Source organism: Streptacidiphilus sp. PB12-B1b, from assembly GCF_014084125.1.
Lineage (GTDB): Bacteria > Actinomycetota > Actinomycetes > Streptomycetales > Streptomycetaceae > Streptacidiphilus.
On sequence record NZ_CP048405.1, the window covers coordinates 254,714 to 269,983 of the forward strand.

Annotated in this window: 13 protein-coding genes, 1 tRNA gene and 1 other RNA gene; 8 read left to right on the forward strand and 7 right to left on the reverse strand. The window is 70.9% G+C overall.

From position 1 onward, the window contains the following. Positions 1 to 25: 25 nt before the first annotated feature. Entirely contained in the window at positions 26 to 850 is an 825-nt protein-coding gene (locus tag GXW83_RS01155; protein WP_182441010.1) for an aspartyl/asparaginyl beta-hydroxylase domain-containing protein, read from the reverse strand. A 377-nt stretch (positions 851 to 1,227) separates the two neighbouring features. On the opposite strand from GXW83_RS01155, the gene GXW83_RS01160 reads away from it, so the two are divergent. From GXW83_RS01160 to GXW83_RS01170, 3 genes are read left to right on the forward strand one after another with little or no spacing between them, the layout of a single operon-like run. Further along, a complete protein-coding gene (locus GXW83_RS01160) occupies positions 1,228 to 2,634 on the forward strand; it encodes a hypothetical protein (protein WP_225446676.1) in 1,407 nt (468 codons plus the stop codon). A 23-nt stretch (positions 2,635 to 2,657) separates the two neighbouring features. After that, a complete protein-coding gene (locus GXW83_RS01165; RefSeq protein ID WP_182441011.1) occupies positions 2,658 to 3,293 on the forward strand; it encodes a GNAT family N-acetyltransferase in 636 nt (211 codons plus the stop codon). A gap of 20 nt (positions 3,294 to 3,313) precedes the next feature. After that, positions 3,314 to 3,679, forward strand: coding sequence for a hypothetical protein (locus tag GXW83_RS01170; RefSeq protein ID WP_182441012.1), 366 nt, complete (start codon positions 3,314 to 3,316; stop codon positions 3,677 to 3,679). A 59-nt stretch (positions 3,680 to 3,738) separates the two neighbouring features. Here the strand turns inward: GXW83_RS01170 and GXW83_RS01175 are convergent, their stop codons facing one another. The 5 genes from GXW83_RS01175 to GXW83_RS01195 all read right to left on the reverse strand — a co-directional run bounded on the left by GXW83_RS01175 (position 3,739) and on the right by GXW83_RS01195 (position 9,670). After that, entirely contained in the window at positions 3,739 to 4,065 is a 327-nt protein-coding gene (locus tag GXW83_RS01175; RefSeq protein ID WP_182441013.1) for a hypothetical protein, read from the reverse strand. 162 nt (positions 4,066 to 4,227) lie between these two features. Beyond that, the gene (locus GXW83_RS01180; RefSeq protein ID WP_182441014.1) at positions 4,228 to 5,970 is read right to left on the reverse strand and encodes a mobilization protein; all 1,743 of its coding nucleotides are present in this window, start codon (positions 5,968 to 5,970) and stop codon (positions 4,228 to 4,230) included. 6 nt (positions 5,971 to 5,976) lie between these two features. Further along, positions 5,977 to 6,561, reverse strand: a complete 585-nt coding sequence (locus GXW83_RS01185; RefSeq protein ID WP_182441015.1) for a MobC family plasmid mobilization relaxosome protein — start codon at positions 6,559 to 6,561, stop codon at positions 5,977 to 5,979. A gap of 426 nt (positions 6,562 to 6,987) precedes the next feature. Then, the gene (locus GXW83_RS01190; RefSeq protein WP_182441016.1) at positions 6,988 to 7,902 is read right to left on the reverse strand and encodes a DUF2637 domain-containing protein; all 915 of its coding nucleotides are present in this window, start codon (positions 7,900 to 7,902) and stop codon (positions 6,988 to 6,990) included. A 424-nt stretch (positions 7,903 to 8,326) separates the two neighbouring features. Beyond that, positions 8,327 to 9,670: a DUF3631 domain-containing protein gene (locus tag GXW83_RS01195; protein WP_182441017.1), complete on the reverse strand. Its 1,344-nt coding sequence runs from the start codon at positions 9,668 to 9,670 to the stop codon at positions 8,327 to 8,329. A 409-nt stretch (positions 9,671 to 10,079) separates the two neighbouring features. Between GXW83_RS01195 and GXW83_RS01200 the strand changes: the two genes are divergently transcribed. From GXW83_RS01200 to GXW83_RS01210, 3 genes are all read left to right on the forward strand, one after another. After that, positions 10,080 to 10,586, forward strand: a complete 507-nt coding sequence (locus tag GXW83_RS01200; RefSeq protein ID WP_182441018.1) for a helix-turn-helix domain-containing protein — start codon at positions 10,080 to 10,082, stop codon at positions 10,584 to 10,586. Positions 10,587 to 10,868: 282 nt separating this feature from the next. After that, positions 10,869 to 11,174: a helix-turn-helix domain-containing protein gene (locus tag GXW83_RS01205; protein WP_182441019.1), complete on the forward strand. Its 306-nt coding sequence runs from the start codon at positions 10,869 to 10,871 to the stop codon at positions 11,172 to 11,174. Between the two features lie 10 nt (positions 11,175 to 11,184). Continuing rightward, entirely contained in the window at positions 11,185 to 12,420 is a 1,236-nt protein-coding gene (locus GXW83_RS01210; RefSeq protein ID WP_182441020.1) for a site-specific integrase, read from the forward strand. Between the two features lie 93 nt (positions 12,421 to 12,513). On the opposite strand, the gene GXW83_RS01215 is transcribed toward GXW83_RS01210, so the two are convergent. Further along, positions 12,514 to 12,598, reverse strand: a tRNA-Ser gene (locus tag GXW83_RS01215). 98 nt (positions 12,599 to 12,696) lie between these two features. On the opposite strand from GXW83_RS01215, the gene ffs reads away from it, so the two are divergent. Further along, an RNA gene (gene ffs, locus GXW83_RS01220) (signal recognition particle sRNA small type) lies at positions 12,697 to 12,792 on the forward strand. 47 nt (positions 12,793 to 12,839) lie between these two features. Next, on the forward strand, positions 12,840 to 15,134 hold the full coding sequence (locus tag GXW83_RS01225; RefSeq protein ID WP_182441021.1) for a DNA polymerase III subunit gamma and tau: 2,295 nt from the start codon (positions 12,840 to 12,842) through the stop codon (positions 15,132 to 15,134). Positions 15,135 to 15,270 lie beyond the last annotated feature (136 nt).

A 15,270-nucleotide genomic window follows, 5' to 3' on the forward strand; every position in this document is an offset into this window, starting at 1 on the left:
TTCGAGAGGTACGAGCAGGGCGGGATCAGTCCGTGAGGGCGAGGAGGTGCTTCTTGGCCGTCGTCCAGCGCGTCGCGGCCTCCATGTCGCCGAGCGAGGTGTGCAGTTCGGCGATCAGGTCGTAGACGGTGCCCTCGGGCAGGGCGTAGGCGTAGAAGAGCCGCAGCAGCATCCGCTCGGCCGCCTCGGTGTAGCCCAGGGCGGCCATTCCCCTTGCGGTCTCCAGCCGTTCGGCGAGGACCGCCGGGTCCGCGGTGGGCAGCGATTCGGCGGCCGTGGGGTGCAGGGCCGGGCGCCGCGCGAGCCGGTGGTAGGCGTCGTCGGCGTAGACGTCGGCGATGAGGTGGATGCGGTCGGGGCCGAGCAGGTTGCAGACCCCGTGGGCGTAGGTCGGCGTGAGCCGCCAGATCCGGCCCCCGGCCATGTGCACCTTCGTGCCGCCGGTGACCAGGAACGCGGAGGTGTTGGTGTGCAGGGGGATGTGCAGGCGGTGCCGCTCGACCTGTTCGAGTTCGTCGTAGTCGCGGTGCTCCCAGAGGAAGGCGTTGGCCTCCAAGCGGGCCAGGCGCACCCACATGTAGTTCAGGCCCAGTTCCGCCAGCAGCGCGGCTGTGGCCGGCATCTGCTCCAGCAGTTGGGTCGGCTGGGCGGCGCAGTCGCCGATCGTCACGTCGCCGGCGTCGCCGGAGGCGTTCATCAGCGAGGTCGTCCACCAGCCGCCGGACTGGTAGGCGCCGTATTCGGCCTTCCATGGAGCCTGGGTGGTCAGGGCCTCCTGGCGCACGCGTTCGAGCTGCGTGAAGTCCAGGGTGTCCAGCTGGGCGATCTGCCCGGTCAAGGTGCTGTCCATCAGTTCCCTCCCGTTGCCGGCCCTCCGAAGGGCGGCCGGTAAGCACGTGGTGCTGGATGGGTTCGCTCGGATGGTGCTGACCCGAGCTGATCTCACGCTTCGCTGTCGGGGATTCACGGAAAGCGAAGTGTCGTTCAGCATGGCGCCGGGTCGGGAGGCGTCGATACGACGCGGTTGCCGTCGCGGGGCCGCCGTCATTCCGGGCCGGTCCGGGGGCCTGCGTCATGGTGCGTCAGGACCGCCGTCATGGCTGCCGTCATCTCGGCAGCGCGACCGCCAAGGGGGTTTCCTGTCGACCGGCCGGGGCTATCGTCAGAACAGACGAACGGGGACCGGAGAGGACCTGATGTGGCTGAATCTCCCACGCTTTTAGGGTCTTGACGCTGCAGCGGCACTGGCAGGTCTACAAGACATTCCTGCTTCGGTTCGAAGAGGCTGCGAGTCGGCTCGCGTTGGATGAGAAGGACCCCTCGTTGGGTGGTCTGTCGGTCTCCAAGCGGCAGTTCGAGCGCTGGTACGGCGGTGCGGTGAAGACTCGACCGTATCCGGATCAGTGCCGGGTCCTGGAGGCCATGTTCGGCGTCGCTGTCGATCTTCTCCTCGCACCGGCGCCGGCCACTTCGCTTGCTGGCCCTGCGATCGGGTCCTCGCTCGTCATCCAACCGCCACGGCCGGTCTCTGTCCTCCTCCCACCTGAGCAGGCACAGGTTCTGCCTGCCGGTGGTCCGTTCAGCAGCGAGCCCCGCTTCGACGCGGGCACCACGGAATTAGAAAGGCAGGTCGCGATGGCGGCTCGTCGTGCGCTTCGTTTCACCGCGATGGCGGAAGGCAGCAGTGTCGGCCCGGAGACCCTGGGGCAGATCCATGACGAAGTGCGGCGGCTGACCGTCGCGTATCCCAAGCTGGCGCTGCCAACGCTGCTCGGCGACCTGGTCGAGGTGCAGGACCTCACCTTCCAGTTGCTGGAGCACGGCAGGGTGAAGCCCTTGCAGGCCCGCGAGTTGTACCTACTCGCCGGGATCACCTCGGGCATGCTCGCCAAAGCCAGCCACGACCTGGGCAACCCGAGCGCCGCGATGATGCAGGCCCGCACCGCCTTCGTGTGCGCCGACAACGCCGACCACCACGCGATGCGCGCCTGGGTCCGCTCCCTGCAGTCACTCATCTCCTACTGGGCCGGCCGCCCCTCCGAAGCCGCCGAGTACGCCGCCCTCGGACAGGCCGGGGCCCGCGATGTCCGGGGAACCACCAGCGTGTGGCTGGCCTGCCTCTCAGCACGCGCCAACGCCCTGCTCGGCAACGGCGAGGCCACCCGCGCCGCCATCCAGCGAGCCGAGGACGCCCGGGAGGTGGTCCAACTCGACGACCTCGACGGCTTCGGCGGCATCATGACCTTCCCAGCAGTCCGCCAGCTCTACTACGTCGCCGAGGCCACCGTGCACCTGGGCGAGGACCCCGTACTCGGTGAGACGCAGTCGGAGGCCGCTGTCAACGCCTACCGCACCGCATCCGAGGACGAGTGGGCCTTCGGTGACGAGGCCGGCGCCCAGAGCGACCTCGCGCTCGCCCGGATCGCCCGCGGAGAGGTCGACGGCGCCGCCGAGGCCGTCCGCCCGGTCCTCGACCTCCCCATCGCGCAGCGCAACTTCGGCATCATCGGCAGCGTCCAGCGCGTCCACGGCGCGCTGCACGCCGACAGCCGACGAGGCGGCGGCGCGACCGCCGGCCTGCGCGAGGAGATCGAAGCCTTCACCGCCACGCCGACCTCGGTCCTCATCCGATGACCACGCAGGTAGGCTCCGCAGCCATGACCCCAGTCCACCTGGGCGGCCCCCGCCTGGCACTGCGCGAAGTCGAACCGGAGGACACCAACGCCCTCCTGACCATCTACGGCGACCCCGAGGCCACCCGGCACCTCAGCTTCGAACCGAGAACGCCCGACCAGGTCCAGCTGATCGTCGACCGCTCCATCACCTCGGCCCAGGACAGCCCGCGCACCGAGTACTGCCTCGCCGTCACCCTGCTCGGCCAGCCGGAGTTGATCGGCTACGCCCGCCTCGCCACCGAGCCGCAGCAAGCGGCCACCATCGGCTTCGCCCTGCACCCGGCGAAGTGGGGGCAGGGGCTCGGCATCGAGACCGTCCACCTGCTGTGCGCGTTGGGCTTTAACTCCCTTGGGCTCCATCGCATCTGGGCCGCCCGTTCGCCCCTGAACGAGGCCTCGGCGCGGACCCTCCTGCGGGCCGGTATGACCGAGGACGGCCGGATCCGCGACCACGTCTTCGTCCGAGGCGCATGGCGGGACTCGATCACCTACTCGATCCTGGAGTACGAGTGGTCGCCGATCAGCGAGATGGGGGAGGCCGCGAAGGAAGGTGGGAGCGGGGCAGCCTCGGGCGCCGCGCAGGTTCCCCTCGTCGACTTGCCCGATGGTGGAAGCTGACCGGGGGAGAGTCTGTGGCTATGGACTTGGAAGCGCCGCACTGGGTCATTCCTGGGGTCGCCGACTTCGCCCGGGGTGGGCTGCCCGCCCCGGCGGCCACCGACGACGGCAGCCGGTGGGTCGATGGCTTCTGCTGGCTCTACTGCGGACAGCGGTGGACCCGCGTGCTGTGGATCGGTCCGGCGAGCGTCGCGGGCGCCCAGGCGGCCATGTTCTCGTGCGGGCCCTGCATCGAGGAGCTTCACGAGCGGGTCTGGCAGTCGATCCTCCTCAGCGATGCACCGGCACGTCCCACGTCGTCGGTGGAGCCGGGCGAGGTCGGTGTGGTCGACGGTCGCCGTGTTGGACGTCATCGGGGCCAGCGCAGGTTGCTGCGACGGCCGTAGGCTGCGCGAGCAGCGGCGGGGCCGCCACCGTGAGGTGGTGGCCCCGCCGGCAGTTGGGCTTAGTTCCAGGTGGCGCCGGCGAGCAGTCCGTCGTAGCCGAGGCTGGTCATGGCGGTGTTGAAGTCGTCCCACTCGCGGTCGGGCTCGGTGTAGTGCTGGTCGCAGTCGGCGCGGGTGAGGTCGGGTTCGTTCCACTCGTGCGCGCAGCGGCAGCGGACGAAGACGTGGGCGCGGACGTTCAGGAGGAGCCAGCCGCGGCGGGCTCCGCAGCGGTCGCAGGTGATGGTGATGCCGCGCGGGTTGAGCTCGTCGGGGTGGGGGACGGCTCGGATGACGGGCTGGCCGGGGAGCGGCTCGGGGCGGTCGGCGGGGTCGTAGTCGGTCATGGGCGCCCTCCTGGTCGGGTGATCGTTGGAACACACACAAGACGCCGGCGGTCGGGGAAGTTCCCGATCGCGGAAGACGACACCGAACCGACATCACTCGCCCGCCGCCCGCCGCGAGGGCCGCTCACCTGGTGGTGAACGGCCCTGCTGGTGTTGCGAGTTCTACCGGCGGTGCTGCTGTCGGATGTCCGCCGGGGCGGCGGGTAGTGGCGTGACGGGAGGGGTGTGCTGCTGGGCGGGGATGGCCGTGGCGGCGGGGGATCGGCGGCGGGCGGCTTCGGCGGTGCGGTTGGGTGCAGGGTTGCGGCTGGTGTGCTGGATGCGGCTGATGAGGACCTTGGCGGGTAGGCGGGCGGTGGTCAGTTCACGCTGGGCGGCGGCGTCGGCGAGAAGACCGTAGGGCTTGTGGCCGCCGGCTTCGGCGTCGGCGAGGACGGTGGCGAGGGCGGGCCAGTTGGGGTCGGCGAGGATCCGTGTCGCGTGCTCGGGGACGGCGGAGCGGACGTCGTTCGCGAGGGTGTTGCGGACTTGTTCCTTGGGTTGGCGGTGGGTGAGGGCGGCGAGCTGCGGTGCTGCGGCGTGGTCGTAGGCGGTCTGCAGGTGCTGGACGGCCTGGTGGGCTGCTTCGGCCTGCTGGTGGTGGCCTCGGTTCTGGTGCCAGCGTCCGGCGAGGATCGCGGTCCAGACGAGGGTGGCGAGCAGGACTGCGAGGGCGCTGCCGTCCTTGCCGTCTGCGGCGTGGATGATGTCGCGGGCGGCATGGCGCAGGCCGACTGCGGCGCGGTGGTCGGCGTGGATCTGGGAGCGCTGGGCGCGGGCGAACGTCTTGGTGGCGGCTCGTAGTTCGGCGCGCAGTTCGGCGGGCGCGGTCTGGGAGGTGGCCTCGATCAGTTCGCCCAGGGCGGTGATTTGGGCCTGCGCGAGCGCGCCGTCATCGTCGCCGCTGCCGCTCTGGTGGCTGTCGGCGAGGTTGGCGTGGAGGGTGTCGAGGGCGTCGGTGGCGCGTGTCCAGGGGGTGCCGGGCCGGTTGCGGCGGGCGGTGGGGTGCTCCTCGGGCTGGCCGTCTTCGAGTTGCGCCTTCAGCTGGGGAAAGGACAGGTCGGGGGCGATCTTGCTGCCGGGGATGTAGTTCGGCTGTCCGTCCTTCTTCAGATCGCCGGGGCGGGCGGCCGAGTAGCCCGCCAGGTCGCCGGAGGGCAGGCTGCGGAGCTTGACCTCGATGCCTTCGGCCTGGAGGTAGGCGAACAGTTCCTCGATGTCGGCGGCGTGGGGGATGGCGGCGCGGATGCGCTCGTCGAGCCATTCGCGGGCGGGCTGCTGCCAGCCGAGGCGTTTGGCTTTGTGCATCTCGCCCTGGGTCGGCCGCTTGGCGGCGGTGCCGTCGCCGGTGCCGAGCTGGCGCAGGCCGTAGTTCCTTTCGATCTCGCGGCACTCGGCTCCGGCGCGCTCGCCGCTCTTGTGGAGCTTGGGGCGGCGGCCGTCCTCGCGGACGGTGGTGGCGAGGATGTGGATGTGGTCGTCCGCGTGGCGCACGGCGATCCAGCGGCAGGCGAGGTCGTCGCCTTCGGGGGCGATGCCGGCGGCGCGGACGATGCGCTCGGCGATCTCGCCCCACTCGGCGTCGGAGAGGTAGCGGTCCTCGGGTGCGGCGCGCACGGGGCAGTGCCAGACGTGGTCGGTGATCTTCTGGCCGAGTTCGCTGTTGCGCAGGCGTACGGGCTCGTCGAGGTAGCGGGCGAGCTGGGTGAGGGTGGCGTGCTGGTCGCGGCCGGGGTCGGGAACGGCGAGCATGGCGAAGCCGGCCACGATGTGCGGGTCGAGGTGCTCGTCTTGGCGTCCGGGCCCGTACAGGTAGGCGAGCAGTCCGCGGGTTTTGGAGCCGGGGTCCTTGATCGCTGCGATCACAGGTGGTCAGGCCTCCTCGACGTTGGCGGACGGGCGCAGGGCTTCGGCGATCTGCGTCAGCAGGGCGCGCAGTTCGTCGAGCTGTTCGCGGAAGTCGGGGTGGGGCTGGTAGGCGCCGTTGAAGGCGCGGGCGATCTGGTTGACGTTGTGGCCGATCTTGTTGAGGTGGCGCAGGACGCGGGCACGGAAGACGTGGGTCTGGCGGCGTTCTTCCGCGAGCGGCAGGTCGACGAAGAACTGGCCGTCGATGAACGCCAGGGTCACGTCCGCGGCGATCCCGGACGTGCCCCAGTAGCCGTGGGCCGCTGCTGCGGTGTGCAGGCGCTCCAGTTCCTCTGGCGTGAAGCGCAGTGGGCCGACACGCTCGGTGCGTTTGGTGCCGGTGAAGCGGCGCAGCGCCGGCTGGACGCTCTGCAGGACAGGTTCACGGACTTCGGCGCTGTCGTTGCTGCTGGTGCTGTCGTCGGCGTCGCTGGCGCGGACGGCGGCGAGGACGTCGTGCTGGAGGGCTTGAAGCTTGTCCGGGTCGGGGCCGCCCTCGGCCCTGACCTCCTGGCCCGGCGCGCCCTCGCGCTGGGCCTCCTCCGCCACCCCTGGGGCGGAGGATCCCCGAGTCCGGCCGCGAGTCGGACTCGGGGGACTACTGGCTCCGCCAGGTGCTCGATTACCGAACGCCAGCCGCCAAAGGGCCTTCAGTGTATGGGACTTCGGAAGCTCGTCGGAGCCTTCGTCGGTTCGGTCGGGGGTCTGCTGGTCCTGGGTCACGGCTTGGCTCCCATCAGAGCGGACGGTGGGCGGGACAGGTCGTGGCCTGCTCGCGTGGTGTGCGGGCGATGATCCGGGCGGCAGGCGGTTTGGCTATGCCGGGATCGCGGTGTAGAAGGCGGCGGACCTGTGTTCGCGGATGTCGGTTGACAGCGCGTCGGAAATCCGCGACCGGACCGTCCGGCGAAGCGGAGCCGCCTGCCCGGTCCGGACGGATCGGCGAGCAGGCGGCTTGGCGGACTGGTTGGGCGGTCAGTCGACGGCCGGATGCGCGAGAGCCCGTTCGTGCTGAGGACCGTCCTGCTCGGCGCGCAGGAGCTTCATCAGCTTCGTGAAGCGCTCGCTGCTGATCGGGAGGCCAGCCTCGCGGAGGGCCTCCTTGACGACGGCCACGCTGACGCCGTCCTCGGCGACGGCCGGACGCGCGACCGCCAGAAGCTCGTCCATGCTCGCGCTCGGCGGACGTCCGGTGCGCTTACGCGGCGTGGCGGGCTCGTGGTCCGCGCTCGGGGTGTCGGCGGCGGCGGCCGACGGCTCAGCCAGGTTGTCATCGCTGGCTTGCACGAGCTCCGGCTGCGGCTCGGTGTCATGTTCGGGTGGTGGGGCCTCGCTGCTGGTGGGCGGCTGAGCCTGCTGGGGCCCTGCTTCGGGCTCGGTCCCGAGTTCGGTTGGCGGGAGGTCGGTGGTGGGCGTCTGGGCCGAGGGGCTCTGGTCCGCCGAGTCCGTGATGGCAGGGGTTGGGTGGTGGAGGTGGCGGAGGAGGGTGGGGCCGACGGTTCCCCACCCGAGGAGGAGGGCGGGAGCGACGGTGTCGAGAGCGGCTCGCCCGTAGTGCTCGGCGAGGAGCGGTTCGGCGCAGTTGAGGACGAGGGTCAGCAGGCCGCACAAGAGCATCAGGTGGTCGGCGGAGCGCAGGTGGAGGGGGTCGGTGCCGGTGGTGACGAGGTGGTGCCGGGCGACCATGAGGCCGACCACGGAGAGGTCGACCATGGGGGCGATCAGCGGGGCGACGGGGTGCGAGACACCGAGGCGCAGGGCTAGGGCCCAGACGTTGCCGAAGGAGAAGGTGAAGGCGAGGGCGGCGATGACGGCCATCACGGTGGTGATGGTGGTGCGGGCGAAGGCACCGGAGCCGGTTGGGCGGGTGGCCGGCGAGGTGGTGGGCATGCGGGCGGGGTCCTTGGGGTGGAGGGGATGCTGTGGGATCCGTCTTTGCCGTCTTGGCCGTTGCATCCGCAGGTCAGGGCGGGTACGGCAGGGCGGGCTCGGGTGGCCGGTGGCGTCTTGGATGCGGGCTGCTGCCGTTCGGGTACGGAGACGCTGCCGTCTTGGGACGGTGATCCGTCTTGGCGGCAGGCCGTCTGACCTGCGCTGTTACGGCAGGGACGGCTGGGACGGCACGAGACGGATGTGGGTGCCGTCCCGGCCCGGCCTGCCGTCGGCGCGGTGGTGCGCGCGGTGGCAGGCCGGTGGCGGTGTCGGCTCACGTGCCGTCTTGGACGTGGTTGCCGTCTTGCCCGCAGGTGCTGTGACCTGCGCTGTTACGGCAGGGACGGCAGGGACGGCAGGGACGGCAACCTCGGGATGGCGGTCAGCCTCTGCTGCCCGTGCCCGTGCCCGTGCCCGAGCCGGTGCTGGGGGCGAGGGGGTGGACGGTGGGGCAGTAGCGTCGCCAGGCGTCGGCGTACTTGTGGCGCAAGTAGCCCTTGCGCTGGGTGCCGTCGCCGATGCGCACGTTGCCCGAGGAGATGCCGAACTCGCGGAGCATCGTGCTGAGGCCGCGCGGGGTCAGGCCGCCTCGGCCGGACTCGGCCCAGGGGGCTTCGGGGTCGCCGTTGAGCGTGAACAGCAGTTGGTCGGTGGTGATGCTGTCCGGGTCGCCGGCGGCGTGGAAGATCCGTCGGATGTCGGCGAGGATCCTGGCGCCGCTCGGGTTCTCCTCCTCCGTCTCGGCCTCGGAGGCGACCATGCGGGAGCACGCCTGGCGGGCCCGGCGGGGCCAGGGGCCGCCCGCGAGGTCGGCGATGATCACCAAGGGTTCCCAGGTGTCGGCGGCGCGGTCCTCGACCGGCATGGCCGGCTCCAGGTGCAGGGCCTGGTCGGTGAGGGGCTTGGTCCAGAGGGCGATCTTGGCACGGATCTCGTGCAGGGCGGGGCTGTCGCGCTTGGTGCGGTACGGGGCGACCTTCTCGCCCTCGGCCCGGCGGCGCATGCGGATCACGATGGAGCGGTCCATGATCGTGTCGGGGAGGTCGCCGATGCCGGCGATGGCCGCCATGGCGAAGGTGTGGAAGCGGTGCGGGGTGTGGTCGTTGCCGACCACGCGCAGCACGTAGCGGTCGCGCTGGTGCCCGGCGTTGAGCAGGCCGCGCATCTCCTCGTTCTTCTCCGCCATCTTCGGGCTGCCGAAGATCGTGTCGGCCTCGTCCACCAGGAGCGTGGGCGGCTCCTCGGTGATTGAGCGGAAGACCGCCGCCGGGGTCGAGTTAACCGTCAGGACCGGCTGGTGCACCGTCTCGGCGAGGACGTCGAGCAGGCGGGACTTGCCGCAGCGCTTCGCGGGCCCGACCACCGCCAGACGCGGGGCGTGCTGCCACGAGGGCTGCAGGTGGGTCGCTGCCACCCAGAGCGTGGCGGCGTCCAGAGCCTCGTCGGACGGGAGGATCACGAACCTGGCGATCAGGGCCTTCAGCTCCGCGAGGACCTCGGCGCCCCCGGTTGCCGGAGTGTCCGGCATGTCGTCGTAGCCGGTCGGCCCGGCGGGCTCGTCCGGTGCGGCGTCCTGCGGCTGTCCACAGGGTGTGGACGCGGCGGCCTGCTGAGCGGGCAGGTAGGTGCCCGGCTTGCCGGCCTTCGCCACGGGCGGCCAGCCCGAGGCCGACTGTGGGGTGCTGGGGGCTGCGGGGGTGGGGCGCGAGGCAGTACTCTCGGTCATGGCGATTCCTCACTCGGCGGCTCCGGGGGGCAACCCGGTCCGCCGTAGTTCGACTGTCCTGGGATGGGCGGTGGCGAGGTTTCCGATCAGCCCCCGGTGTTCGTAGCGCCGGGGGCTTCGCGTTTCTCTCGGGATACTCGAGGCTGCTGCTCGGCCCGGTGCAACCTCCTTCGGGTTGGGATCTTCATGCTGACATGGGCAGTATAAGCACTCTCGCGACGTTGCAGTCAAGCTGTCAGAGCATTCTGGTTCCATGCTGCATCAGCATTTTGCCTGGCGGGTGACTGTGTGTGGATCTCGTGAAGGATTGCTCAAGCGCTTGGCGAATGGCAGGAGCATGCTGCTACCTTCTTTACGTGGGCGAGTCGCGCCCACGTGCAATCGAAGGGAGGTTGGTATGGTCAACCCCATGGTGCATCGCTTTAAGCCCCTGGAGGGCGAGGCCCTGGTGGCCCACAACCTGAAGGTCCTACGGAAGGCCGCCCGCCTCTCCCAGGAGGACGTCGCCGAGCGCATGACCCGGCTCGGCTTCAAGCTCCACCAGACCCAGATCGCCAAGATCGAGAACGGCACCCGCCCGGTGCGGTTCGACGAGGTGATCGGTCTGGCCAAGGCGCTCAGTGTCCCGGCCGCCAACTTCATGACGGAGGCCGTCGCCGGCCCTGACGAGCCGACCTACGAGCTGCAGGAAGCGGGCTTCCGCGTCCAGGCGGCCGAGCAGGAGTGGAGAACCGCCCACGACATCGAGCAGGGCGCCAAGGCCCGGCTCGACGAGGCGGAGCGCGAGTACGACGAGATCGCCGAGCGCCTGGAGGCCCAAGGCATCGCCGTCGACACCGGCGACACCGTCGTGTCGTACCCGGCTCCCAACTCACCCTGGGATCCGCTCCGCAAGGCCCCGGGTGCCGGCCGGTAAGCCCGCACGTTCTACCTCCTCGGGCTGCGACGACTTCGTGCGCCCATCGTCGCCTGGCGCCCGGCCGTTTTCCTAAAAGGTCGGCCTCCGGCCCGTTTTTTGGAAAACGGCCGGGACTGCTCCTACGGTGCTGCTCCGTTGCCCTGAGCACACCGCACTCCCGCTGCCCGACCCCCGGCGCTACGAACGCCGAGGGCCGACAAGCGGGTTCACTTCGCCCACCGCCCATCCCACCAGTCGCCACAGTGGCGCGTTGCCCACGCGCCGCCGGGAGGAATACCTATGCCTGAAACGCCCCTGTCCCTTGCGCGCCTGGCTGGCGCGCTCGACCTCACCGAGCACCAGCTTCTCAGCCTTGTCGCCAGCGCTGGCCCGCAGGTGCCGGACCCGACGCTCATCGCCCTCACCGTCGAGGAAGCTGCCCGCCGGCTCGGTGTCGGCCGCACGACGATGTACGCCCTCGTCGCCTCCGGCGAGATCCCCTCCGTGACGATCGGACGCCTCCGCCGGGTGCCCGCCGAGGCTCTCAAGGCGTACATGGCCGCCCGCGTGCAGGCCGCCGACACGACCGTCGCGCTCGCGGCCTGAGGGGGATCACATGACGAAGTCTCGACAGCCCAACGGCGCTTCCTCGATCTTCCTCGGCAAGGACGGCTACTGGCACGGCTACGTGACCGTCGGCATCAAGGACGACGGCAAGCCCGACCGACGCCACGTCATGCGCAAGCGCCGCGCCGATGCCACCAAGGCCGTACGCGACCTGGAGAAGAAGCGCGACTCCGGCGCCGTCGCCAAGGCCGGGCAGACCTGGACCGTCAAGACCTGGCTGACCCACTGGGTGGAGAACATCGCCGCGCCGCACGTCGGTGAGAACACCATCGACGGCTACCGCGTCGCGGTCTACCACCACCTCATCCCCGGCATCGGCGCACACCGCCTCGCCAAACTGGAGCCCGAGCACCTGGAGCGCTTCTACCAGAAGATGCGGAAGGCCGGCAGCGCCGCCGGTACCGCGCACCAGGTCCACCGCACCGTTCGCACTGCACTGAACGAGGCGGTCCGCCGAGGGCACCTCACCGTCAACCCGGCCTCCATCGCCAAGGCCCCGCGCCTCGAAGAGGAGGAAGTCGAGCCCTACACGGTCGAGGAGGTGCAGCAGCTCCTCGACCTGGCCAACAAGACGCGGCACCCTGCCCGTTGGGTCATATCGCTGGCGCTCGGCCTGCGCCAGGGCGAGGTCCTCGGCCTCAAGTGGACCGACGTCGACTTCGAGTTGCGCGTCCTGACGGTCCACCGGAACCGGCTGCGGCCCCGCTACGAGCACGGCTGCGGCGACCGCTGCGGGCGCAAGCCCGGCTACTGCCCGCAGAAGGTCAACATCCGGCGAGAGACCAAGGACACCAAGTCCCGCGCTGGACGCCGTCCGATCGGCATCCCGGACCCGCTGCTGACTCTCCTGCTCCAGCATCGGCGCGAGCAGGAGCGCGAGCGGCGGATCGCCGCCGACCTCTGGGTGGAGAAGGGGTACGTCTTCGCCTCGCCGGCCGGCGAGCCCCTCAACCCGAACACCGACCACCACGAGTGGAAGGACCTCCTCAAGGCGGCGGGCATCCGCGCGGGGCGGCTCCATGACGCCCGCCACACGGCGGCCACCGTCCTGCTGATCCTCGGCGTCCCGGACACGATCGTCGACGCGATCATGGGCTGGGAACCCGGCAAGTCCGCCCGCATGCGCCGCCGGTACCAGCACCTCACCAACCGGGTGCTCACCGACACGGCCGACAAGATCGGCGGCTTGCTTTGGCCGACGCCCGAGGAGTCGCCCGCCGCCTGATCGGGCCAACTGCAACTAAAACTGCAACTGGCCCACGACGAAGGCCCCGACCGCTGAGCGGTCGGGGCCTTCAACTGCCCTGGCGGGCAAAGGCGGAGGATACGAGATTCGAACTCGTGAGGGGTTGCCCCCAACACGCTTTCCAAGCGTGCGCCCTAGGCCACTAGGCGAATCCTCCGTGGGAGAGCTTACTAGACGTTTGGGGGTGCTCGCGCACCTGATCAGGAGGAGGGGGTGGGGCGTCGTGAGAGGGGTCGGGGATCCGGTACGCTGTTCCACAGCCCCTCGTGTGGCGCTATCTCGCTGAACCCCCCAGGGCCGGAAGGCAGCAAGGGTAAGTGGGCTCTGGCGGGTGCACGGGGGGTCCTGTCGTTTCCAGGGGCCCCCGCTTGTCAGTGGGGACCGTTAGGGTCAGTGACGTGTCGCTCGCTCTCTATCGCCGCTATCGTCCCGAGACCTTCGCCGAGGTCATCGGTCAGGAGCACGTCACCGGTCCGCTCCAGCAGGCGTTGCGCAACAACCGGGTCAATCACGCATATCTGTTCAGCGGTCCGCGCGGCTGCGGCAAGACGACCAGTGCCCGCATCCTCGCCCGCTGCCTCAACTGTGAGCAGGGTCCGACGCCCACGCCGTGCGGCGAGTGCCAGTCCTGTACGGATCTGGCGCGCGGCGGGCCGGGGTCCATCGACGTCATCGAGATCGACGCCGCCTCGCACGGTGGCGTCGACGACACCCGTGACCTGCGGGAGAAGGCGTTCTTCGCGCCTGCCAGCAGTCGTTACAAGATCTACATCATCGACGAGGCCCACATGGTCTCGACGGCCGGCTTCAACGCCCTGCTGAAGGTCGTCGAGGAGCCGCCGGAGCATCTCAAGTTCATCTTTGCGACCACCGAGCCCGAGAAGGTCATCGGGACGATCCGCTCCCGTACGCACCACTACCCCTTCCGGCTGGTGCCGCCGGGCACCCTGCGGGACTACCTGGCGCAGGTGTGCGGGCGCGAGGAGATCCAGGTCGAGGACTCTGTCTACCCGCTGGTGGTGCGCGCGGGGGCCGGGTCGGTGCGTGACTCGATGTCGGTGATGGACCAGCTCCTCGCCGGATCGGACGCGGGCGGTGTGACATACGCCATGGCGACCGCGCTGCTCGGCTACACCGACGCGGGCCTGTTGGACGAGGTCACCGACGCCTTCGCCGTGCAGGACGGCGCGGCGGTCTTCGGCATGGTCGACCGGGTGATCGAGGGCGGCCATGATCCGCGCCGCTTCGTGGCGGACCTGCTGGAGCGGCTGCGCGATCTCGTCATCCTCTCCGCCGTTCCGGACGCCGGTGAGAAGGGGCTGATCGACGCCCCGGCCGACCGGATCGCGTTGATGGAGCAGCAGGCCGCCCTTTTTGGTGCGGCGGAGCTCAGCCGGGCCGCCGACATCGTCAACACCGGCCTGACGGAGATGCGCGGGGCGACCTCGCCCCGGCTGCAGCTGGAGCTGATCTGTGCCCGGGTGATGCTGCCCGGCGCGTACGACGACACGCGGTCGGTGCAGGCCCGGCTGGACAAGCTGGAGCGGCGCGCGGCCTTCGGCGGGCCGGTCGCGGGGGCCGGGCCGGTGGCGGGAGCCGGACCGGTCGGGGGAGCGGAGCCGGTCGTCGGGGCAGCACCGGCGCCGGTGGCCGCAGTGCCGGCGACGCCTGCGCCGATGGCTCCCGCGCCGGCCGTTGCGGCGGTGCAGGCTCCGGCGCCCCGGGCGGCGGCGCAGCCGGCGCAGTCCGTCGGCGCGCAGGCTCCCGGCTCGGGGGCCTGGCCGGTGACACCCAGCTTCAGCGCCCAGCAGCAGGCTGCGCCGCCTGCTGCCGTCGCTCAGCCACAGGCCCAGGCCCAACAGCAGGCCCAGGCCCAGCAGGCCCAGGCGCAACAGGTCCAGCAGGCCCGGCCTCAGCAGCAGGCGCAGCCGCCGCAGCCGCAGGCAGCGGCGGGGGCGCAGGGCAGTGTGGGCGATGTCCGGAACCAGTGGCCGCAGATCCTGGAGGCGGTGAAGGGACGCCGCCGCGTCACCTGGATGCTGGTGCAGCAGGCGCAGGTTGCCGCGTTCGACGGCACGACGCTGCAGATCTCCTTCGAGCATGCGGGCACCCGCGACGGCTTCGTCAACGGCGGCCATGACGAGATCCTGCGCCTGGCGCTGCAGGACGCCCTCGGTGTCAGCTGGAAGATCGACTGCATCGTCGATCCCTCCGGCGGAGCGGGCGGCGGTGGTGCCGGGGGCGGCTTCGGCAGTAGTGGCAATGGCGGCAGTGGCAATGGCGGTGGTGGCGCGAGCGGGTTCGGCGGGGGTGGAGGTGCTCCTGGCGGCGGGTTCGGGGGCTTCGGTGCGGACCGTGGTCCGGGCGGGCCCGGGCCGGCTGCGCCGCAACCGCCGCAGTCCTTCGCTCCGACGGCCGTCGCGCCGGTCGCGTCCGTAGCTGCGCCCGTGTCGTCGTCCCCGGTCGCCGAGGCGCCGGCGCCGACGGTTGCGGCGCAGCCGGTGTCGCGGCCGGTGCCCACTCCGCCGCCCCCGGTGCCCGACCTGCCGCCACCGCCGATGCCGGACTCCCCGGACGACGAGTTCCCGGACGACGAGGATCCCGGGTACGGGATGGGGTCGATCTCGGGCCAGGAGCTGATCATGCGGGAGTTGGGCGCCACGGTGATCGAGGAGATCGAACACGGCCGCTAGCCGTCGTCGGCGGGCGGAAGCGGCGTCCTGCGGCCGTGCGGCGGCGGGTTGTCGTGGAAGCCGGGGGCAGGCCAGGGGGCGGTTCGCGGGACTGGGCCGTCGCGGGCCACGTAGGCTCGCACCGTACGTGCGGCCG